Raw genomic sequence first — 21,733 nt, 5'->3', positions numbered from 1 at the left:
AGCGAGCCTCGAAGGATGCACGGCCACCAGCGGGGCCGTCGACCCTTCGAGGGCCGCTGAAGAAGCGGCCACCTCAGGGTGACGGTGAAAGAATGGTCGCGCCGACAGCTCGATCGTCGCAGGCGATCCGCGCTACGCCAGATGGCACGCCACGGAATGCCCGTTCCTGCCTTCCAGCAGTTCCGGTGCGGTCTGCCGGCAGCGCTCTTCGGCGATCGGGCAGCGGGTGTGGAAGTGGCAGCCTCTGGGCGGATTCATCGGGCTCGGCACGTCGCCCTTCAGGCGGATGCGGTCGCGCTTCGCCTTGGGATCCGGCACCGGCACCGCCGAGAGCAGCGCCTTCGTGTAGGGGTGCTGCGGATTGCGGTAGAGATCGCTGGCCTTGGCGAGCTCGACGATGCGGCCGAGATACATCACCGCGACGCGGTCGGAGATGTGCTCCACGACAGAGAGATCGTGGGCGACGAACAGATAGGTGAGGTTCAGCTCGGCCTGCAGATCCTCGAGCAGGTTGATGACCTGGGCCTGGATCGAGACGTCGAGCGCGGAGACCGGCTCGTCGCACACGATCAGCTTCGGCTCTAAGGTGAGCGCGCGGGCGATCGCGATGCGCTGGCGCTGGCCGCCGGAGAATTCGTGCGGGTAGCGGCGCATGTGCTCGGCCTTCAGCCCGACCTTGACCAGGAGGCTCGCGACGCGGTCCTCGCGCTCGCTGGCCGAGGTCACGAGGTTGTGGATGATGAAGGGCTCGCCGAGGATGGCGCCGACGGTCATGCGCGGGTTGAGCGAGGCGAACGGATCCTGGAACACGAGCTGCATGTTGCGCCGCATGGCACGCAGATCGCCGCCGCCGAGGCCGGTGACGCTCCGGCCGTCGAACACGACCTCGCCCGAGGTCGGCTCGATCAGGCGCAGCACGCAGCGGCCGGTGGTCGACTTGCCGCAGCCGGATTCGCCGACGAGGCCGAGCGTCTCGCCGCGATTGACCGAGAACGACACGCCGTCGACCGCATAGACTTGGCCGACCTCGCGCGACAACAGGCCGCCCAGCACCGGAAAGTGCTTCTTCAGATTGGAAACGCGCAGCAGGGGCTCGCTCATGACGCGTCTCCGAGGTGGCAGGCCATGCGATGGCCGGGTGCGATCTCGCGCAGCCGCGGCTCCTTTTCGGTGCAGATGCTCATGGCGTATTTGCAGCGGGCAGCAAAACGGCAGCCGGGCGGCGGGTTGATCAGGATCGGCACCGAGCCGCGGATCGCCTCCAGCCGGGTCTTGTGCTCGGCGTCGAGATCGATGCGCGGGATCGAGCGGATCAGGCCCTGGGTGTAGGGGTGGCCGGGATTGCCGAACAGTTCGTCGACCGGCGCCTCTTCCACCACCTTGCCGGCGTACATCACGACGACGCGCTGCGCGGTCTCGGCGACCACGCCCATCGCGTGCGTGATCAGCATCACCGCCATGCCGAAGCGTTCCTTCATGTCCTGCAACAGGTCGAGGATTTGCGCCTGGATGGTGACGTCGAGCGCGGTGGTCGGCTCGTCGGCGATGACGAGCTTGGGGCGGCAGGCCAGCGCCATCGCGATCATCACGCGCTGGCGCATGCCGCCGGAGAACTGGTGCGGATAATGATGCACGCGGCCCGCGGCGTTGGGGATCTGCACCAGCTTCAGCATCTCGATGGTGCGCTCCAGCGCCTGCTTCTTGGTTACCGCCTCGTGGCGGCGCAGGCTCTCGGCGATCTGCTCGCCGATGGTCAGCACTGGATTGAGCGAGGTCATCGGCTCCTGGAAGATGAAGCCGATCTCCTTGGCCCTGATGTCGTCGAGCTCATGGCTGGTCAATGGCACCAGGTCGCGGCCCTCGAAGATGATCTCGCCTTGGACGATCTTGCCCGGCGGCATCGCGATCAGCTTCAGGATCGACATCGCGGTGACGGTCTTGCCGCAGCCGGATTCGCCGACCACGCACAGCGTCTCGCCGCGGTTGATGCTGATGTCGACGCCGTCGACCGCCTGGAGGATGCCGTCGTCGGTGGCGAAATGGGTTTTCAGGCCCTTGATGTCGAGCAGCGCCATCAGATCACCTTGCGCGCGTCGAGCGCGTCGCGCAGCCCGTCGCCGATGAAGTTGATGGCGACGACCGCGATGAAGATCGCGCCGCCCGGAAACAGCGCCCAATGCGGGCCGATGTCGAGGAAGTCCTTGGCGTCATAGAGGATGCGGCCCCAGGTCGGCGTATCCGGCGGAAAGCCGAGGCCGAGAAACGACAGCGTCGATTCCGCGATGATGGCGGCGGCGACGTCGATCGTGCCGGCGATGATCACGGGTCCCAGCGCATTGGGCAGGATGTGGCGCACCACCTGCCGCACCGGGCTTGCGCCGAGCGCGCGCGCCGCCTCGACGAATTCCTTCTCGCGCAGCGACAGGAACTGGGCCCGCACCAGGCGCGCGACCGGCATCCAGCGCAAGCCGCCGATCACCAGCACGATCAGGATGAAGATGCCGCCCTCGGGGCCGAACATCGCCTTCAGCCCGTCGCGGAACAGATAGATCAGCATCAACAGCAGCGGCAGCTGCGGCAGCGACAGGAACAGATCGGTCAGCCACATCAGCGCGTAGCCGAGCGCGCCGCGCGACATGCCGGCGAGCGCGCCGATCAGCGTGCCGACGAACACCGAGACCAGCATCGCGGCGAGGCCGACCGCGAGCGAGATGCGCCCGCCATAGATCATCCGCGCGAGCAGGTCCTGGCCGAGATCGTCGGTGCCGAACGGGTGCGCCAGCGACGGCCCCTGCAGGCCGGCCACGACGTCCATGTCGCTGATCGAGACGCGCCAGACGAACGGGCCGATCACGACGGCCGCGATCAGCAGCAGCAGCAGCACGGCGCTGACCACGGCCGGCCGGTGCCGGCGGTAGCGCCGCCAGGTTTCGCGCCAGGGCGAATAGCCGCGCCGCTCAGCGGAAGGAGATGCGAGGGTCAAGCCAGCCATAGAGGACATCTGCGATCAGGTTGAACAGCACCACGAGACACGCGAAGACGAAGGTCACGGCCATCACGACCGGCGTGTCATTGGCGAGGATGGAGGAAATCAGGAGCGAGCCGATGCCGGGAATCCGGAAGATCTGCTCGGTGACGATGGCGCCGCCGAACACGGCGGGCATTTGCAGCGCAATCAGCGTGACGACCGGGATCATCGCGTTGCGCATCACATGCTTGACGATCACCTTGGCCTGTCCGAGCCCCTTGGCGCGGGCGGTGGTGACGTAGTCGAGCCGGATCACGTCGAGCATTGCCGAGCGCACGAAGCGGGTCATCGACGCCGCCTGGAACAGGCCGAGCACCATCACCGGCATGATCGCCTGCCGGATCATCTCCAGCAGCCAGCGAATGCCGCTGCCCGGCACGTCGGTGTAGACGAAGGGCAGCCAGTCCAGCTTCACCGAGAACACCAGGATGAACAGGATGCCGGTAAAGAAGGTCGGCAGCGAGAAGCCGATGAAGGCGAAGGTGTTGGCGAGCTGGTCGAAGATCGAATAGGGCCGGGTGGCGGCATAGACGCCGACCGGGATCGCGATGAGCAGCGCCAGCAGCTGGGCCGAGCCGATCACGTAGAGCGTGGTCGGCAGCCGCTGCAGGATCAGCGTGTCGACATTGATCCGGCTGACAAAGGAGAAGCCCCAGTCGCCCTGCGCCATCGCCGCGAGCCAGTGCAGGTAGCGAAGATAGATCGGGTCGTCGAGGCCGAACTTGGCGCGCAGCGCGGCCTGCACCTCGGGAGGCACGTTCGGATTGGTCGCGAGCTCGCTGAACGGATCGCCCGGCGCGAGCGCCAGCACGACGAACAGCACGAGCGAGATCCCGAGCAGGCTCGGGATCGCGATCATCAGGCGACGCAGGACATATTGACTCATCGAGAGATCATCTAACTAACGCTCGCACCTTGAGCACGTTGATCTTGCTTCCAGTCGAAAGGCGAGCTTCACCTCGCCCCGCGTGCGGGAGAGGTCGGAATTCAAGCGCAGCTTGAATTCCGGGTGAGGGGGACTCTCCACGAGCTCATCTTCCAACGCATTTGCGGATAGAGCCTCACCCCGACCCTCCAAGAACGAGCTCCGCTCGTCTCGACCCCGTAAGAACGACGAGAGGGAGAAGAGTGCCCGTTCGATTCCGAGCACGTCACGTCTCAGGTTTCACGATACCAGTCTTGCAGATTGTCGGTCTGGTTGGCCCAGCCGGAGAGTGCGGGCCGCACCGTGTTGGAGCAGGCTTCCACTGCGAGGCGGTGCATCACCGGGATCACCACCGTGTCCTGCCACATCAGGTCGTTGCACTTGATGTAGAGCTCGGCCCGCTTGATCGGATCGGTCTCGGTATCGGCCGCCTCGATCGCGGCGTCGAAATCCTTGTTGACCCAGCGCGGGAAGTTCTGCCCTTGCCACTTGTTCTCCTTGGTCGCGACATTGCGCGACAGATAGCGGCGCATGTGCAGGCCCGGGTCGGGTTGCGTCATCGGGATCTGGAACATCTCGATGTCGGCGTAGAACTTGGAATAGGTGTCGGGATTGGCGACGTCGGAGGAGAAGAACACCGAGGCCACCACCGACTTCAGCTCGACGTCGATGCCGGCCTTCTGGCAGGCCTGCTTGACGATCGCCTGGGTCTTCTGCCGCGGGCCGTTGATCGATGTCTGGTACAGGAGCTTCAGCTTCTTGCCGTCCTTCTCGCGGATGCCGTCGGAGCCGACCTTCCAGCCGGCCTGCTCGAGCAGCGCGCTCGCCTTCTCGACCGAGAATTCCCACTTGGTGTTCTTGGAAACGAACTCTTCGGGGCCGTTGAGATAATTGGCGGTGGCGCGGCCGGCGCGGCCGTAGATCACCTTCTTGACGGAGTCGCGGTCGACCAGCAGCGCCAGCGCCTTGCGCACCGCGGGATCCGACAGGATCGGATGCTTGGTCTTGATCGACGAGCGTTCGCCGTCGACCTCGGTGTTCGGGTCGGTGAAGTTGATGGCGATGAATTCGATGTCGCCGCCGATGGCATAGAGCGTCTTGCCCTTGCCGCCCTTTTCCAGCCGCAGCAGCACCTCGTCCTCGACCTGGATGTTCCAGGCGAAATCATATTCGCCGGTCTGGATCACCGCGCGCGCCGCCGACACCGCATCGCCGCCGCCCTTCATCTCGATCGTGTCGAAATAGGGCCGGTTCGGCATGTGGTAATCGGGATTGATCTCGCCGCGCACCAGATCGCCCGGCTTGAACTCGACGAATTTGTAGGGGCTGGTGCCGACCGGCTTCAGATTGTTCGGCGCCTCGCGCGACTTGCTGCCCTTGTATTCGGCGAACAAATGCTTCGGGATGATGCAGCCATAGGCGCCGACGAACGCGTTGGCCCAGAACGGCGTCGGATCCTTGAACTTGATGCGGACCGTGAGGTCGTCGACCTTCTCCACGGTCATGCCGGAATAGGTGCCGCTCGAGACCGCCGCGGTCGCAGGGTCGGTGGCATATTCCCAGTTGAACACGACGTCGTCGGCGGTGAAGGGTTTGCCGTCATGCCATTTGACGCCGGGCTTGAGTTTCCAGACCACCGTCTTGGCATCTTTGGAAAGTCCGCCGTTCTGGATCGAGGGGATTTCGGCGGCGAGGATCGGGTTGAGATGGCCGTCGACGTCCCAGCTTGCCAGCGGTTCGTAGAACAGCCGCGAGCCGTCCTGGTCCTTGGTGCCGGTGGCGAAGTGGGGATTGAGCAGGGTGGGGCCCTGCCACCACAACAGCTTCAGCGGACCGCCGCCGCCGCGCTTGGTCGGCTTGTAGGGATTGGGGCTCTGCGCCATCGCGACGCCGCCGATCGCAAGGATCTGGTTGGCCATCGGTGCGGTGAGGCCGACGGCAATCATTCGCTTGACGAAGGCGCGGCGATCCATCCGCCCGTCCTTCACGTCGTCGATCATGCCACGCAGATTCTTGTCGAACATTGTCCCCTCGGTCCGGCTCAATTGGTTATTGCGGCGGGCCGTGGAACCGGCCGCCGTGTTGGCGGCAGGATGGCACACCGAATGACCGCGAAGGTCAACGCCTCCCGCTCTTCAGCGCCTAGGTCTTTTGGCTATCGCTTGTGCAGAACCTCCGCTCGCCGCACATGGGTTCAGCAGATCGGCGCCAAAAGCGCGCTCTTGCGTGCCTCGCAGTGCGGAAAATTTGTTCGTTATCCTTTGTTCCGAGATGCTTTTTTGCCACGCAGGCCGGAGTTCGCGTCTGAAGCCCGAGCTATCGCATATGCGCTCGATCCCTCCACAAACTCGTCATGCCCGGCCTTGTGCCGGGCATCACGTCTCCGTTTCCGCGTGAGAAAAGACGTGGATGGCCGGGACAAGCCCGGCCATGACGATGTGGATATGCGGTTGCTTGATCCCGGAGAGCAGGTCCGGCCCACTCTCAATGCGGCTCTTAGGCGATCGACATGTCCAACGGCGGTGCAACATTCGTCGGCAGCGGACTGACATAGGGCGTTCTTGTGGTCCGCTTCTTGAGGTCGGCCTTGGCGGCCGCGATCAGCTCCGGCTCCATCAGCGCCTTGACGCCGAGGCCGGCCATCGCCTTGGCGGCCTGCACCATCGCCTTGTGGGCGGCCGGCGTCTTGCCCTGTGCCACAACCTGCCAGGTGTGGAACGGCGTGCCGATTGCAACCGTCGGTGCATGGACCTGCACGGTCGGCACCACCCAGCTGACGTCGCCGACGTCGGTCGAGCCGATCAGCGGATTGCGCTTGGCGTCGATCGGCACCAGGAAATCGGCGAGCGGCCGGTCGGTCGGCTCCATGCCGATCGCGTAATAGACCGAGGCGATGTCCTTGTCGGTCAGGGTCGCGCGGATCTTGCCGGCGAAATCCTTATCGGCATCGTCGAAATGCGGCGGGCCGAGCTCTTCCATGATCCGGTGCAGCGTCTGTTCCAGCGGCGTGTTGGGCAGGATGTTCGAGACGGCGGAGATGATCTTCATCTCCACCTTGGTCTCGGTCATCAGCGCCGCGCCCTGCGCGATCTTGTGCACGCGCTCGACCAGCTCGTTCATGCCGGGCAGGTCGCGGGCGCGGATCGAATAGCGCACGCGGGCATGGGCCTGCACCACGTTGGGCGCGATGCCGCCGGCGTCGAGCAGCGCGTAATGCACGCGGGCGTCGCTCGGCATGTGCTCGCGCATGTAGTTGACGCCGACATTCATCAATTCCACCGCATCAAGCGCGCTGCGGCCGAGATGCGGCGAGGCCGCCGCATGCGAGGTGCGCCCGGTGAAGATGAAGTCGGCGCGGGTATTGGCGAGCGACGGTGTCACCGCCACCTCCCAGAAACTGTGCGGATGCCAGGTGATGGCGATGTCGGCGTCCTCGAACGCGCCACAGCGCACCATGAAGGCCTTTGCCGCGCCGCCTTCCTCGGCGGGACAGCCGTAATAGCGCACGCGGCCCGGCACCTTGTTGGCCGCAAGCCAGTCCTTCACGGCGGTCGCGGCGAGCAGCGCGGAGGAGCCGAGCAGATTGTGGCCGCAGCCATGGCCGTGGCCGCCGCTCTCGACCGGGCGATGCTCGGCGATTCCGGCCTCCTGGCTGAGACCGGGCAGGGCGTCATATTCGCCGAGGAAGGCAATCACCGGGCCGCCTTCGCCCCATTCGCCTATCACCGCAGTCGGGATGTCGGCGACGTTCTCGGTGATACGGAAGCCTTGATGGCGCAGCTCGGCCAGATGTTCGGCGGACGAGCGCGCCTCGGTGTAGCAGACCTCGGGCATCGCCCAGACCCGGTCGCTCAATTCGATGAAACGCGGCTTGATCGCGTCGACGCCGCGCCAAACATCACTACGGTTGTCCATTTGCTCCGATCCCTTAACTCGCTAGAGCATGATCCGGAAAAATGTGAAGCGGTTTTCCGAAAGGAACATGCTCAGACAATGAGCCAAAGCGCGATGATCTCATCGCGCTTTGGGCAATCCGAAGCGCAAAAGGCTAGCAGCTTGGCGTGAGCGCGACTAGGGCACATGCTCGCAGACCCGATCCGCGACTTGAGGCTATGTCTTCCGGCTTGGTTTCAACAGCGGATGTCGCCAACATGTCCAATTGTGTCTGCCCAAGGGTCCAACAGCGGAAGTTGCGAAACTGACCCACGCATAGTACTCATGTCGCAATGCCCGTTGAAGTAGAGAGGCCCGCAAGAGGGGAAGTGATATGCATCGGATACTCGCCGTGGTCAGTATCGCGATCTTCACCTTGGTAATGACGGGTTTCGCACGCGCAGAGAAGATCTACTATCTTCACGACCCTGGCGGCAACACCGCCGCGCACATCTACAAGTACCGGCAAGTCAATGCGGAGTATGATCGCGTGGTGATCGACGGTCGCTGCAAGTCTTCTTGCACGACGGTCCTGGGGACCGTTCCCCTCAACAAGATCTGCATTACCCCGAGCGGCTACTTCATGTTTCACGCTGCACATCACGGCGACCGCAGCATGAACCCCGGCGAGACCCAGTTGATGATGTCGGCCTATGCGCCCGAGGTTCGCGACTGGGTGATGCGGCACCACGCGCTCGAACAGGTGGACCCTTACACGTACCTGTACGCCAGGGATGTAAGGTTCATCCGCCATTGTAGCCGATAGCCCGAGCCAGCCGTCCCTCATCCCGCGCTGAGCCGCTCCAGGCCTTTCCAGTCGAAGGTGATGCCGTGCCCCGGGCGATCCGGCGCGATCGCCATGCCTTGCTCCAGAACCAGCGGATGCTCGATATAGCGATCGAGACCGAAGCCATGCGCCTCGAGATACGACCGGTTCGGGCACGCCGCCAGCAGGTGCACGATGATGTCATGCGCGCCATGACTGGTGACCGGAATATTGAAGGCCTCGGCGAGGCGGGCGATCTTCATGAAGCTGGTCACGCCGCCGCAATTGGTGACGTCGGGCTCGGCATAGGACAGCGCGCCGCCGGCGATATAGGGCTTGAACTCCCACAGGCTGCGCAGGTTCTCGCCGGCTGCGATCGGCACGCCGCCGGCTTGCAGGATGCGCGCGTGTCCCGCGACGTCGTCCGGAATGGTCGGCTCCTCGAGCCAGGTCAGGTCGAACGGTTGCAGGGCGCGCGCGGCGCGGATCGCTTCCTCGACGGTCCATTTCATGTTGGCGTCGGCCATCAGCGGAAACTCGTCGCCGAGATGGCCGCGCATCGCCTTCACGCGCGCCACGTCGGACGCAAGGCTCGGCCGGCCGACCTTCATCTTGATGGCGCGAAAGCCCTTGGCCAGATTGTCGTCGGTCTGCTTCAGCAAACCATCCAGCGGCAGATCAAGATCGATGCCGCCGGCATAGCAGGGCACGCGGCGGTCGAAGCCGCCGAGCAGCCGCCACAGCGGCAGCGATGCCCGCCGCGCCTTGAGGTCCCACAACGCGATGTCGAGCGCGGACAGCGCCAGCACCGCCGGCCCGCCGCGGCCGCCATAATGCAGCGCCCACCACACCTTGTGCCAAAGCTGCTCGGTGTCGTCGGCCTCCATCCCGCGCGCGATCTCGCCGATTTCGCGGCCCAGGATATCGGCGACGGCGCCGCCATTGCGGCCGACCGTGTAGGTGTAGCCGGTGCCTTCCGCGCCGTCGGCATCGCGGGCGCGGATCGTGACGAGCTCGAACGCCTTGATCTCGCCATGCGTGCTGTCGCTCAGCACCACCGGGAGCGGGATCTTGTAGAATCCGATGCTGAAGTCCTTGAGGATGGCCACGCCGGAACTCCTTGTCATGGACGTATGCAATGCGCGGCGCACGATCCCAGAAGCGCCTGTCGGCCGCAACCTTGCGCCAGCGAATGTCTGCCTTGAGCGATCAGTCTGCCTTCCTCTATGATGTGGCTCGCGAGGACGTGGTTCGACCATGGATGATGCAATTCCGTCTCTGTTGCCGAGAAATTCGGGCCACCAGTTCGTGATCTATGCCGATGCCTGCTCGGGCGTTCCGGGCGCGCTGCATGAGCGCACCTTCGCATCGGTGAACGACGTGGTGCGCCGGCTGCATCCTGCGCCCGAATTCATTCTGTTCCCCGGCGACGAGATCATCGGCCTCACCATCGATGCCGACGCGCTGCGCGCGCAATGGCGGCATTGGTTCGAGGTCGAGATGTCCTGGCTCGACCGGCGCGTGGTGCCGCTGTGGCACACGACCGGCAACCACACCACCTATGACGAGATGAGCGAGGCGGTGTTCCGCGAGGTGCTGCAGCTGCCGAGCAACGGCCCGCCCGGTCAGGATGGGCTGTCCTACTGGGTTCGCCGCGACGATCTCCTGATGGTGTTCGTGCACACGCTCTGGAGCGGCCTCGGCGGCGAGGGGCATGTCGAGACCGACTGGCTGCAAGCGGTCCTCGCACAGCACGAGGACGCCAGGCACAAGCTGGTGCTGGGCCATCATCCCGTGTACGCCATCAACGGCTACAGCGGCAGCTATCAGCGCGAGATCGGCCACGAATATCGCGAGCGGTTCTGGGATATCCTCGTCCGCGCCGATGTCACCGCCTATCTGTGCAGCCACATTCTCGCCTTCGACGTCCAGGTTCATCGCAGTGTGCTGCAGGTCTGCACGGCGGGTGCGGGCACCGCGCACCGGATGCCCGAAGGCGTCGAGTATCTGCATTGCGTGCAAGCCGCGCTCGATCAGGATGGGTTCCGCTATCAGGTGCTCGATACCGAAGGTGTGGTGCGCGAGCAGCTCACATGGCCGCTACCATCGCTGGACCAGGCCGTGGTCGCCGCTGCCGCGCGGGACCAGCCCTGCACCGCTGTCGGGGACATTGGCGCCTGCGACGGTCATCGCGTTGAAACTGTCGGGCCGCACCGCCGCGGCAACTGCCGCGCCACAAACGCTGCTCTGCACGCCCGCGCCCGGCGTGATCGCACCGCTCTGGCTGGGCTTGCGCGGACCGAACCAGACGCTCACCTTGATCCTTGGACGTGAGCGTGGACGCAGTCCCTATTACTGGATCGGTCCCGATCTCGGCGCCAACAGCGATTTCGACCTCGACATCGCCTTCTACCCGGACATGGGACCGGGCGGCGTGCTGTGGCGACGCAGCGGTGACACGCGCTGGACATCGTGGGCGGCGATATCGGCAACGGGGCTTGAGCGGTTCACATGGCCGGCGGTCTGGAACGTCGGGTGCGGCGAGGGTGGGCCGGATGACAAGCGCTATGCCGGACCACGGCTCGGGATCGCTATTTCCGTCATCGCATTGTAGTCAGTCGCGCCCGGATCGACGCGCTGGACGCCGCGGTTGAGCGGGCTTCGACGCCCGCATTGCGGTCGCATTGGCTCCAATGAATGGCCACGGAAAAATCAGACGCCGGCCAAACTTCGCGCGTAGGTTTTATCGCTTGCTGACTCGGATAAGGACTCGGAAAGGAATCGATCATGCGCAATCTCACTGCATTCGTCACTGTTGCCGCGCTCGCCCTCGGAACGCCCGCCTTGGTGCAAGCGCAAGGCGCACAACCCAAGGCGCCGCCGCAGGCATCTGATCAGTCCACTGTCATCCGGAGCATAGAGGTCGTGGACATCAAGGACCTCAAGCCCGAGATGCGATCGAAGGTCGAGGATGCCATCGCAAAGACAAAGGAGGACGACATCCAGTCGCTTCGGAAGTCGATTGACGCGACGCCGCAGGCGGTCTCCGCGCTCAAGGCCAAGGGCCTGACTTCGTCGCAGGTCGTCGCTATCAACATCGCCGATGGCGTCCTGACGATGTTCGCCAAAACAGCCTGACAGGGTTCGAATGTCGGCTTCGGTGGTTGGACCTCCCCGCGACCATCGATGCCAACACCTCCCGCAGCCGGTGCTGCGGGAGTTTTCATTTCTCATAGGCGTGGCACGTCCAATGGACTTTCATCGGGGAGAGTGATCAGTCAGGCTCGTTGGGCCTGGTACGTTCCGCGCGTTTCAATTCGCGATCGATCAGCGTGCAGACGCGCCGCCGCGCCAGCAGGTCGAGCCGCGCGCGCGTGGTGCCTTGCTTGGTCTTGCCGTTGATGTCGAACGACCAACCCCAGAGGTCGGGTTCGATGTTGGTGAGTGTGTATTGAATGTCCCGATGACGACCGATCAGCTTCTTCATGCCGTTTCTTCTTGTTGGCTGAAGATTGCATAGCCAGATCGTGAAGGCGTCTGTATCCGGTCGAATACTGAGCCGGGTGCCCGCAGGGCGGAATTTTCCAAATCACTGATTTAGGGTCGCTGTGCAGTGGCTGCGTGCAACTGACGAGTGCGCATGAAGATTCGCCGTCGTCCTGGCGAAGGCCAGGACCCATTACCCCAAGTGCGCATTGTTGCGCGACGCTGGGGCCACGATCTCGTTCACGATCAAAATGCGGTGGTTATGGGTCCTGGCGCCAGGACGACAATGATGAGTCCCGACTGCAATATCTGCCGCGGCGTATGGGTCCCTGCTTTCGCAGGGACGACGGGTGGAGAGATCTCAGCTCAGCGTCACTACAACAGCAATCCCACCCCTCACAAATTTATCACCCCGCGCCGCGCGGCATGGGCGACGGCGTCGGTGCGGCCGGTGGCGTCGAGCTTGTCGAGCAGGGAGCCGACATGAAACTTGGCGGTGTGGACGGAAATTCCGAGCCGCTGTGCGATCATCTTGTTGGATGCGCCTTCGGCCAGCAGCGCCAGCACGTCGAGCTCGCGCGGCGTCAGCTCGAAGTCGCCGGCGCCCGCGGCCTCGCGGTTGCGTGCGACGACCGCCGCCGTGGCCTGTTCGCCCGGCGCAGCGAGCCGCAGGCCGGCGACGCTGCCGAGCAGGGTCGCCAGCCGATCGGCGAGGACGGCGTCGTCGACCTCGAGCGCGATGACGATGTCGTTGGCCGGCTCACCGCTCACGTCTCGGGCCTCTCGCCGACCGTCACCTTGAAGTTCAGCGGCTCGCCGCCGCGATGCACGGTGAGCTCGACCTCCGTGCCGACGCTCTGCGGTCCGAGGCCGCGCGACAGCGCCCGCACGCCGGACAGCTTCTCGCCATTCACGGCAATGATCACGTCGCCCTGCCGGACGCCGGCCGCGGCCGAGGGGCCGGCCTTGTCGACGTTCATCACCATCGCGCCGAGGCCGTCGTCGAGCCGGACCGGCTGCAATCCGACGCCAAGATATCCGCGCGCGATGCGGCCGCTCTTCTCGAGCTGTGTTGCGACCCGCTCGATGGTCGTAGCCGGGATCGTCAGCACGCGGCGCGGGCCGAGCACGGCCATGCCGAACGGCTCGCCCGCGGCGTTCAGCGCGAGGCCACCCTGCTGGCTGTGCCGCAGCCGGACGTCGAGCTCGATCCGTGCATCGATTTCGCCGCCGCGCAGGCTGCGCCAGGCCGGACCCGACAGCGCGACCATGCCGAGCCGCGCGGTCGGCGCGCCGCGGTCGGCGGCGACGATCACCGCGAGCGATCCCAGCGCGGGGCTCCCGGTCGAGAGCTTGACGGGGGCGGCGTCGCCATCGACGCGCAGCAGCGCGATGTCGGTGGTGTGGTCGCGTCCGACGACGGTCGCGGGCCCGCGGCTGCCGTCGGCGAACTGGATCTCGATCTCGCCCTCGTCGGCCAGCGCTTCGTCGGCAGTGACGACGAGGCCCGCCTTCCAGACAAAGCCGGAGGCGCGTGCGCGATGCGAATGCACGGAGACGATTGCGGGCGCAGCGCGCGCAATGGTCTCCGCAAGGGCTGACGACAGCGAGGACAGGATATTCGGTTCGGTCATGGGAAACTCCGTTGGCTTCCCTCAATCTGGGATGTCGCGGCTGACGGCGATACTGGCCGGATGGGCAGGGCGTGGCCGGGCCGCCCGGAACTGCCGCTCAGCTCAGCCGCTGCAGGGTCGCCTTCGGGCTCTCGCCGAACTTGGCGCGGTAGGCGCTCGCCATCCGGCTCAGATGGGTAAAGCCGAGGTCGAATGCAATATCGACGATGCGTTCGCCCGGCCGCGCCGTCTTGAGGCGGGCGTTCAGATGGGCGAGGCGGATGTCGAGCAACATCTCGGACACGGTGGTGCCGAAGTGACGGCGGAAGCCGAGTTGCAGCGCGCGGATGCCGGTGCCCGCGATCTCCGCAAGCTCGGCGAGGTCCAGCGGCTCGGTCGCCCGGCTCTCCAGATAGGCGCGCACGCGCTTCAAGGCGGCCGGCTGGGCCTCATTGCGGCCGTTGAAAACATCGATCGCCGAACTCAGGCTGTGCCGTTGCTCGTTGAGCAGGACATTGAGAAACGACTCGCGCCAATCGGCCGCCGCGACCGCCGACAAGGTTTTGCGCGACCCGTGCCGCTCGGCGGCCGCGACAAGATGCTCGATCCTGGCCGAGAGCGTCTGCCCGAGCGGCCCGCTCAGCGCGACGGCCGGATCGAACTCGACCGGCCTCACCGGCACGCCGCCAAGCGCCGCGGCGCGATGCTCGACCAGCCTGCGGTCGAGCAGCAAGATCAGCTGGGCGCAGTCGCCGCGCCAGGTCATTTCGGTCGGAATGGTCGGCGACAGCAGCGAGGCGGTGTGTCGTGGTCCGGTGGTGAGCTCGCGCGCGGCGGTCCGCACCGAGGCCGAGCCGGACAGCGGCATCTGCAACAGGAAGAAGCGGTCGAGGCAGCCGGGATTGATCGCGACCGATCCGCCATAGGCGACATAGTTGACGGAGAAGCCGTCGAAGTCGGCGCAATTGTGATGCGCGGAGAAATTGCTCGCGGAATGATCGACCGGCGTCAGATCGTGCGGGCAGAAGATGCGGCCGATCGCTTCCGCCGCGTCATCGACGCGATCAGTCGCGACCCGTGCGAACTCCGTCAGCCTTGCGCTTGGAGAATTTGCGCTTGCCGAAACCTCGTTGCCAACAGCAGTCACGCCGGCCGTCCGGAGTTGTTTGAGGCCTAAAACATCATGCAGCCTAGAGCATCCCGCGGCAAAGGGGAACGCCGTTTCGTCGCGCAAACTGCCCGATCTGAGCGCAGGCGAATGCGGCGGCATTGGGCAGCAGCCGGCCGGCGCCGCGCTCCCGCATTGCAGCATGAGGTGCCGGGTGCGGATTCGTTTATCGGCTAGACAGCATCAGCGGCCGGCGACAGGCTCCGTGCCGGCAATGCGCATCAAAACTGGAGAGGCTGACATGGGCACGCTCGAAAAAGGCATTACCCGAACCGGCACCGGCTACGGCGGCAAGACCTGGAATATCCTGGGCCAGGTCTACTATCCGAAGGCGATCACCGACTCGACCTTCGCGTTCGAAACCAACAGCGACCCCGGCCAGTTCGTGCCGGCGCACATCCACCCGACCCAGGACGAGTTCATCCTGGTGCAGGAGGGCGTGCTCGACCTCAAGCTCGACGGCGTCTGGGTGCAGGCCAAGGCCGGCGACCTCGTGCGCATGCCGCGCGGCATCCCGCACGGCTATTTCAACAAGTCGGACAAGCCGGCGCGGGCGCTGTTCTGGGTGTCGCCGATGCAGAAGCTCGAGGCGCTGTTCGAGAAGCTGCACAATCTGCAGGACCCCGCCGAGGTGGTGCGTATCTCCGCCGAGCACGAGGTGGATTTTCTGCCGCCGGAAGCCAACGACTAGCCGGCGGCCAAACAGACAATACGCACGCGAGGTAGCAATCGCCGGAGCTGGACTCCGGCGATGACGGGCACGCGTGCGCTTAACGAAATTGGACCTGTTCATTCAATTCGGAGCGGTTTCATGGTCAAGCAGAAGCATGTGTGCGTCATCGGCGCCGGCATTTCCGGGCTCGCCGCCGGCAAGGCCTTTGCCGGTCGCGGCCACAAGGTGACCATCATCGAGCGCAGCGGCGATCTCGGCGGGGTTTGGGAGCCGGCACGCTCCTATCCCGACGTGCAGACCCAGAGCCCGAAGGAGCTCTATCGCTACACCGACAAGGCGATGCCGGAGTCCTATCCGGAATGGCCGAAGGGTCCGCAGGTCCATGCCTATTTGCGCGACTACGCCAGCAGCCATGGGCTCGACGGCGCGATGCGGTTCGACACCAAGGTCGAAGGCATGAAGCGCCGTGCCGACGGCAGGCCGGGCTGGACGCTGGCGCTGCGCTCGACCGACGGCGCCACCGGTCACGAGGATTTCGATTTCGTCGCGGTCTGCACCGGGCAGTTCAACGAGCCGCAGACCTTGCCGCTGGCCGGCGAGGACGGCTTCAAGGCGCAGGGCGGGCAGATCCTGCATTCGTCGCAATACAGCGATCCAGCGCTTGCCAAGGGCCGCAAGGTGGTGGTGCTCGGCGGCTCCAAATCGGCGACCGACATCGCGGTGAATGCGGTCAATTCCGGCGCCAGCGAAGTCACCATCGTGTTTCGCGAGCCGGTCTGGCGGATTCCCTATTTCGTCGGCGGCCTCGTCAACTTCAAGCGCATCCTCTACATCCGCGCGCAGGAGCAGATGTTTGCCAGCTGGGGCATCGGCCGGATGGCGCGCCTCGCGCATGTCGTCGCCAAGCCGTTCGTCTGGGCGAACTGGCGCGGGCTCGAAAGCATGCTGAAGATGCAGCTCAAGCTGAAGCAATGCGGCATGGTGCCGAAGGAGCGGATCGAGGACGGCGTCAATTGCTCGGTGCCGATCGCAACCCCCGGCTTCTATCCGATGGTCGCCGACGGCCGGATCAAGGCGGTGCGCGGCACCTTCGACCATTACGACGGCAAGACCATCGTGATGAGCGGCGGCCAGCGCGTCGCGGCCGATGTCGCGGTGCTCGCGATCGGTTACAAGCTCGGCGTGCCGTTCCTGCCCGAGGAGTATCAGAACAAGCTGGTCGAGCCCGACGGGCAGTACCGGCTGTACCGGCTGATCGCCAATCCCGATCTGCCCGACATGGGCTTTGTCGGTTTCAATTCGAGCTTCTGCACCGTGCTGTGCGCCGATCTCGCCGCGAACTGGCTGGTGCGCTACGCCGACGGCCAGCTGGCGCGGCAGCCGAGCGCGGCCGAGATGAATAGCAACATCGCGATGATGCTGAACTTCAAGCGCGTCGAGCGTCCGGCAGCGGGTGTCTATGGCGGGCTGTGCGTCGCGCCCTATCACTTCAAGCATTTCGACGAGCTGCTGGCCGACATCGGCACCAAGGCGTCGCGCCGCAACCCGCTCGTCGAAAAGTTCACGCCGCCGGACGCGGACGCCTATGCCCGCTTCCTCGCGACTGCGCCGGCATACAGGGCGGTGGCCTAATCGCGGCCGGCGTCGAGGAAGGCCTGTGCCAGCCGCCCGGGGTTGGAGAAGCACAGCTCGTGGCTGCCCGGCACCTGGACCAGGCGGAACAGCCCGAGCTTCTCCGACAACCGTGGATGCCAGGGCAGGCTGTGCGGCATCGCGGTGTCCTCGATGCAGTTCACGTAGGATTTCGCGATGGGCATCTCGGCGGGATTGGTGCGCAGCGCGATCTTGTCCTGGAAGGTCTTCAACGGGTGCGGATTGAGCTTGTCATAGGCCCGCTGCGCCGTCTCGAGGTCGGCGTCGTTGATGAAGGCCTCGCGCCAGATCGGGAACGGCAGCACCACCGAGCCGTCGCCGCGCTCGGCGTGGATCGCATCGAACAGGCCGACATAGTGCGGCGGCACCATGTCGTTGAGGCACTCGCCATTGTTGGGCACGAACGCGTTCCAGTAGACCAGCCGGCGGATGCGGTTCGCGGCGGCGTCGGCAACGCCGGTGATGACCATGCCGCCATAGCTGTGGCCGACCAGCACGATGTCATTCAGATTGTGCTCGGCGAGGTAATCCACGATCGACTGGATCGCCTCGGCAAGGCCGGAGTCCTTCCGATCGCCGGGCCGGTTGCCTTTGATGGTCGGGGTGTGGACGACATGGCCGGCCTTGCGGATAACGGCCGCAACCGGTTCAAACTCGGCGCCGGTATGCCAGGCGCCATGGACGAGAACATAGGTCGACATGTTGTACCTCCCTGTCTGGTTTGGTTAGATCGATTGCCGCGTCCGGACGGACCGGGATACGCGCAAGTTTCATCCGCTTCCTGATGGATACTGACCTGGATATTGACCTGGACCCGCGGAACGCGCTTGGCTGTGAGCGAACCGGACTGGGCTCGGAGTGAACTGATGCAGCAAATCGCCGCCGCGGATCGCTCGCGCAAACTGAGCTGGAATACCGCGGACACCAGGCCGGGCGAGCAGTTTGCCTATTATCGCGAGGCGATCTGCCAGGCCTTCATGAACCTGACGCCGGAGCCGCCGGCGACGCCAGGCTTCCTCGCCCGGGTCGAGACCGTTGGACTCGGCGACGGCGCGGTCAACCGGGTCAGCTTCCCGGAGCATATCGTGCGACGCTCCGCTGCCGACATCGCCGCGTCAAGCCGGCGCTGCTACTACCTCAATCTGAAGCTCGCCGGCCGCTGCCGGATCCAGCAGGCGGGACGCGAGATCAGCCTGTCGCCGGGACAGGTCGGAATCTTCGACAGCGGCCAGCGCTTTGCGCTGCTGCACGACCGCGGCCCGGCGCTGCAGGTCGCCTCGTTCTGGGTGCCGGCCGAGGCGCTGGATGAACGGCTGCCGTCGGCGCCCGAGGCCGCGCCGGCGCGGGTCTCCGATGATCCCTTCGTCGGCCATCTCATCACAGAAACGGCGCAGGTCCTGAACACATCGGCGCTCCGTGCTTCGGATGCGGACAACGCGCGGCTGTTCGGCGTGCTGCTCGATCTGGTCGCGCTTAGCCTGTCGCGCAGCGGCCGCGCAGGCGCCGCCGAGAGCGCCGGCCTTGCCGATGCGACGTGGCTTGCGCTGCGCCGCGCCGTGGACCGCAGGCTGCGCGAGCCCGGGCTCGGCGTTGCCGCCATTGCGGCTGCGATCGGCATCAGCGAGCGCTACGTCCACAAGCTGTTCGAGCGCGCCGGCACGACATTCGCCAGCCATGTGATGGACCGCCGCCTCGACGGCACGGCGCGCGATCTGAGGGACCCCGCGATCGCCGGGCGCACGATCGGCGACATCGCGTTCGACTGGGGCTTCTCCGACCTGTCGCATTTCACGCGGCGCTTCAGGCACCGCTTCGGCTGCACGCCGCGCGACTGGCGCCGCGGCTGACCAACGCTTCGGAAATCGCCATGGCGCAGCCGTTCACCTACCAGGTCAGCCCGATGCGGGTCGTGTTCGGGGTCGGCACGGTCGCGCAGTTGGCGGGCGAGCTCGACCGGCTCGGCATCAGCCGCGCGCTGGTGCTGGCGAGCCGGCGGCAGCAGGCCGAGCTCGGCGATCTCGCTGAGCTGACCGGCGGCCGTATGGCCGGATTGTTAGACGGTGCGGTGGTGCACACGCCGGTCGCGGTGACCGAACGTGCGATGCAGATCGTCCGCGAGCTCAAGCCCGACGGCGTGGTCGCGATCGGCGCCGGCGCCGCGACCGGCCTCAGCAAGGCGATTGCGCTGCGCACCGACCTGCCGCAACTGATCGTGCCGACCAGCTATGCCGGCTCCGAGATGACGCCGGTGCTCGGCGAAACCGTCGACGGCGTCAAGACCACGCAATCCTCGCCGAAGATCCTGCCCGAGGCCGTGATCTACGACGTCAACCTGACCGTCTCGATGCCGGCGAAATTCTCCGCGATCTCCGGCCTCAACGCCATCGCACACGCGGCCGAGGCGCTGTATGCGCGGGACGGCAACCCGATCACCTCGCTGATGGCGGAAGAGGCGATTGCGAAGCTTGCCTCGTCGCTGCCCGACGTGATCGCGCGGCCGCGCGATCTCGAGGCGCGCTCCGACGCACTGTACGGCGCGTGGCTGTGCGCGGTCTGCCTCGGCACCGTCGGCATGGCGCTGCATCACAAGCTCTGCCACACCGTCGGCGCGCTGTTCGACCTGCCGCATGCCGAGACCCATGCGGTGCTGCTGCCGCATACCATCGCCTACAACACACCGGCCGCCCGCGATGCAGTCAGCCGCGCGGCGAGGGCGCTCGGAGCGGCTGACGCCGCCGACGGCCTGTTCGATCTGTCGGCAAGGCTCGGCGCGCCGCGTTCGCTCGCCGAGATCGGCATGCCCGAAGACGGCATCGCAAAGGCCGCCGCGCTCGCCATCAAAAATCCCTACTGGAATCCGCGGCCGATCGAGGAGAGCGGCATCCGCGACCTGCTGAAGCGCGCCTGGTCCGGCGCGCGCCCGCAGGCCGGATAGATCAAACCCCGATCGCGTTGCGCGCGATCACGTCGCGGTAGAATGCCGCGCTCAATTTCGGCACCCGGGCCTGGGTCTCGAAATCCACCCGGTAGAGGCCGAAGCGCTTCTCGTAGCCGAAGATCCATTCGAAATTATCCATCAGGCTCCACAGGAAATAGCCGTGGACCGGGACGCCGTCGGCGGTCGCGCGCTGCAACTGCGCAAGGTAGTTGCGCAGGAACATGATGCGGTCGAGGTCGTAGATCTGCCCGTCCGGATGCACCCTGTCCTCGCCGGACGTGCCGTTCTCGCTGATATAGATGCTCTTGATGTTCCATAGCTTGGCGGCGATCCGCGGCGCCCAATAGATCGTCTCTGGCGCGATCCGCAGCCATTCCGAGCTCATATGCGGGAAGGAAGCCGGCATCGGCAGCGGCTTCCAGCCGGGCGCATTATCGGTCGCGAGGATGTAGCATTGCGGCGCGTAGATGTTCAGCCCGACGAAATCATTGGGCTGTGCGATGATCTTCAGCTCGTCCGCGGTGAATTTGGGCGCATCCGCGCCGGCATATTGCAGGAAGCCTTCGGTGTATTTGCCTTCGAGGACGACACCGAGAAAACCCGCATTGAGCTCGCGGGTCGCGATCTCGGTGGCGCGGATGTTCTCCGGCGTGTTGAAGGCTGGGACACAGGCGGTGATGTTTTCGGCCGGCCCCACCCGCGTGCCGGCACGGCCTTTGGCGCGGATCGCCTGCACCGCAAGGCCATGCGCCAGCGCGACGTGGTGGCGCGCCTGGTTCACCTCGCCCGCCGGCAGCTTCAGCCCGGGGGCGTCGACGCCGAGCGCATAGCCGAAGGGGAGGAAACGCCCCACCTCGTTGAGGGTGAAGACGTTCTTCACGCGGTCGGTCAGTCGCTGCGCCACGTAGCCGGCATAGTCGCCGAATGCCTTCGAGGTGTCGCGCGAGCGCCAGCCGCCGACACGGTCCTGCAACGCCTGCGGCAGGTCCCAGTGATAGAGCGTGGCGTAGGGCTCGATGCCGTTCGCCAGCAACTCGTCGACGAGGCGGTTGTAGAAGTCGAGGCCCTTCGGGTTCGGCGCCCCGGCGCCGTCGGGAAACACCCGCGGCCAGGCAATCGAGAAGCGATAGGCCCTGGCGCCGAGCTCCTTGATGAGGCGGACGTCCTCCTTGTAGCGGTGATAGTGGTCGTTGGCGCGATCGCCGGTCGAGCCGTCCTCGATCTTGCCCGATGTATGGGTGAATGTGTCCCAGATCGATGGGCCGCGGCCGTCCTCATTGACCGCGCCCTCGACCTGGTAGGACGAGGTCGCGGTGCCCCAGACGAAGCCCGTGGGAAAGTTCGTGCCGTCCGGCCGCGACGCACGGTTTGCAGCCTCGGCGGGGCCGGTCAAACCGAGCGCCGAGAGGCCTGCGAGGCCCGCAAACTGCCGGCGCGAGAACTTTCCGAACATTGTTGTCTCCCGTCGCGGACGTTGCCGCTGGAATGCGAGCCGTAGGTTAACCTTCCATCCCGCCGTTGAGCAACAAGGGTCAGCAGGCCAAAGCGCC

At 65.5% G+C, this 21,733-nt stretch carries 21 protein-coding genes; 8 read left to right on the top strand and 13 right to left on the bottom strand.

The genetic code is table 11. From position 1 onward, the window contains the following. Positions 1-132: 132 nt before the first annotated feature. The 6 genes from ACVWYP_RS37115 to ACVWYP_RS37090 all read right to left on the bottom strand — a co-directional run bounded on the left by ACVWYP_RS37115 (position 133) and on the right by ACVWYP_RS37090 (position 7,868). On the bottom strand, positions 133-1,101 hold the full coding sequence (locus tag ACVWYP_RS37115) for an ABC transporter ATP-binding protein (protein WP_304496803.1): 969 nt from the start codon (positions 1,099-1,101) through the stop codon (positions 133-135). Beyond that, the gene (locus ACVWYP_RS37110) at positions 1,098-2,078 is read right to left on the bottom strand and encodes an ABC transporter ATP-binding protein (RefSeq protein ID WP_304500371.1); all 981 of its coding nucleotides are present in this window, start codon (positions 2,076-2,078) and stop codon (positions 1,098-1,100) included. The genes ACVWYP_RS37115 and ACVWYP_RS37110 overlap by 4 nt, the downstream gene beginning before the upstream one ends. Next, positions 2,075-2,992: an ABC transporter permease gene (locus tag ACVWYP_RS37105; RefSeq protein ID WP_028334911.1), complete on the bottom strand. Its 918-nt coding sequence runs from the start codon at positions 2,990-2,992 to the stop codon at positions 2,075-2,077. Before ACVWYP_RS37105 ends, ACVWYP_RS37110 begins: the two co-directional genes overlap by 4 nt. Next, entirely contained in the window at positions 2,958-3,914 is a 957-nt protein-coding gene (locus tag ACVWYP_RS37100) for an ABC transporter permease (RefSeq protein WP_304496802.1), read from the bottom strand. The genes ACVWYP_RS37105 and ACVWYP_RS37100 overlap by 35 nt, the downstream gene beginning before the upstream one ends. A gap of 272 nt (positions 3,915-4,186) precedes the next feature. Next, on the bottom strand, positions 4,187-5,977 hold the full coding sequence (locus tag ACVWYP_RS37095; protein WP_304496801.1) for a peptide ABC transporter substrate-binding protein: 1,791 nt from the start codon (positions 5,975-5,977) through the stop codon (positions 4,187-4,189). Positions 5,978-6,449: 472 nt separating this feature from the next. Beyond that, the gene (locus ACVWYP_RS37090; protein WP_304496800.1) at positions 6,450-7,868 is read right to left on the bottom strand and encodes a M20 family metallopeptidase; all 1,419 of its coding nucleotides are present in this window, start codon (positions 7,866-7,868) and stop codon (positions 6,450-6,452) included. A gap of 352 nt (positions 7,869-8,220) precedes the next feature. Between ACVWYP_RS37090 and ACVWYP_RS37085 the strand changes: the two genes are divergently transcribed. Beyond that, positions 8,221-8,652: a hypothetical protein gene (locus ACVWYP_RS37085; protein WP_028342541.1), complete on the top strand. Its 432-nt coding sequence runs from the start codon at positions 8,221-8,223 to the stop codon at positions 8,650-8,652. 17 nt (positions 8,653-8,669) lie between these two features. Here ACVWYP_RS37085 and ACVWYP_RS37080 read toward each other — a convergent pair whose 3' ends face one another. Next, positions 8,670-9,761, bottom strand: coding sequence for a mandelate racemase/muconate lactonizing enzyme family protein (locus ACVWYP_RS37080; protein ID WP_304496799.1), 1,092 nt, complete (start codon positions 9,759-9,761; stop codon positions 8,670-8,672). Between the two features lie 148 nt (positions 9,762-9,909). Here ACVWYP_RS37080 and ACVWYP_RS37075 point away from each other — a divergent pair, with 148 nt between their 5' ends. From ACVWYP_RS37075 to ACVWYP_RS37065, 3 genes are all read left to right on the top strand, one after another. Continuing rightward, positions 9,910-10,986 (top strand): metallophosphoesterase family protein, encoded by a 1,077-nt coding sequence (locus tag ACVWYP_RS37075; RefSeq protein ID WP_304496798.1) that lies wholly within the window; start codon positions 9,910-9,912, stop codon positions 10,984-10,986. After that, complete coding sequence (locus ACVWYP_RS37070) at positions 10,970-11,266, top strand: hypothetical protein (protein ID WP_304496797.1); 297 nt, start codon at positions 10,970-10,972, stop codon at positions 11,264-11,266. The genes ACVWYP_RS37075 and ACVWYP_RS37070 overlap by 17 nt, the downstream gene beginning before the upstream one ends. 173 nt (positions 11,267-11,439) lie before the next feature. Further along, entirely contained in the window at positions 11,440-11,790 is a 351-nt protein-coding gene (locus tag ACVWYP_RS37065) for a hypothetical protein (protein WP_028342538.1), read from the top strand. A 136-nt stretch (positions 11,791-11,926) separates the two neighbouring features. Here ACVWYP_RS37065 and ACVWYP_RS37060 read toward each other — a convergent pair whose 3' ends face one another. From ACVWYP_RS37060 to ACVWYP_RS37045, 4 genes are all read right to left on the bottom strand, one after another. After that, positions 11,927-12,139, bottom strand: a complete 213-nt coding sequence (locus ACVWYP_RS37060; protein WP_028342537.1) for a hypothetical protein — start codon at positions 12,137-12,139, stop codon at positions 11,927-11,929. A gap of 395 nt (positions 12,140-12,534) precedes the next feature. Then, positions 12,535-12,909, bottom strand: a complete 375-nt coding sequence (locus ACVWYP_RS37055) for a response regulator transcription factor (protein ID WP_028342536.1) — start codon at positions 12,907-12,909, stop codon at positions 12,535-12,537. Next, positions 12,906-13,772: a S1C family serine protease gene (locus tag ACVWYP_RS37050; RefSeq protein ID WP_028342535.1), complete on the bottom strand. Its 867-nt coding sequence runs from the start codon at positions 13,770-13,772 to the stop codon at positions 12,906-12,908. The genes ACVWYP_RS37055 and ACVWYP_RS37050 overlap by 4 nt, the downstream gene beginning before the upstream one ends. A 97-nt stretch (positions 13,773-13,869) precedes the next feature. Further along, complete coding sequence (locus ACVWYP_RS37045; protein WP_304496796.1) at positions 13,870-14,898, bottom strand: AraC family transcriptional regulator; 1,029 nt, start codon at positions 14,896-14,898, stop codon at positions 13,870-13,872. 262 nt (positions 14,899-15,160) lie between these two features. Here ACVWYP_RS37045 and ACVWYP_RS37040 point away from each other — a divergent pair, with 262 nt between their 5' ends. Together ACVWYP_RS37040 and ACVWYP_RS37035 are read left to right on the top strand one after the other, a co-directional pair. Beyond that, a complete protein-coding gene (locus ACVWYP_RS37040) occupies positions 15,161-15,610 on the top strand; it encodes a cupin domain-containing protein (protein WP_304496795.1) in 450 nt (149 codons plus the stop codon). Between the two features lie 120 nt (positions 15,611-15,730). After that, positions 15,731-17,224, top strand: coding sequence for a flavin-containing monooxygenase (locus ACVWYP_RS37035; protein WP_304496794.1), 1,494 nt, complete (start codon positions 15,731-15,733; stop codon positions 17,222-17,224). On the opposite strand, the gene ACVWYP_RS37030 is transcribed toward ACVWYP_RS37035, so the two are convergent. Beyond that, positions 17,221-17,946 carry an alpha/beta hydrolase gene (locus ACVWYP_RS37030; protein WP_304496793.1) on the bottom strand — a complete coding sequence of 242 codons (726 nt, stop codon included), beginning with the start codon at positions 17,944-17,946 and terminating at the stop codon, positions 17,221-17,223. The genes ACVWYP_RS37035 and ACVWYP_RS37030 overlap by 4 nt on opposite strands. Before the next feature lie 165 nt (positions 17,947-18,111). On the opposite strand from ACVWYP_RS37030, the gene ACVWYP_RS37025 reads away from it, so the two are divergent. Further along, entirely contained in the window at positions 18,112-19,092 is a 981-nt protein-coding gene (locus ACVWYP_RS37025; protein ID WP_028342531.1) for a helix-turn-helix domain-containing protein, read from the top strand. A 20-nt stretch (positions 19,093-19,112) separates the two neighbouring features. Then, entirely contained in the window at positions 19,113-20,180 is a 1,068-nt protein-coding gene (locus tag ACVWYP_RS37020; RefSeq protein WP_304496792.1) for a maleylacetate reductase, read from the top strand. A 1-nt stretch (position 20,181) separates the two neighbouring features. On the opposite strand, the gene ACVWYP_RS37015 is transcribed toward ACVWYP_RS37020, so the two are convergent. Continuing rightward, positions 20,182-21,636, bottom strand: coding sequence for a GH1 family beta-glucosidase (locus tag ACVWYP_RS37015; protein WP_304496791.1), 1,455 nt, complete (start codon positions 21,634-21,636; stop codon positions 20,182-20,184). Positions 21,637-21,733: the final 97 nt, after the last annotated feature.

Source organism: Bradyrhizobium sp. USDA 3262, assembly GCF_054060035.1.
This window is presented reverse-complemented; position numbering and strand designations above follow the sequence as displayed.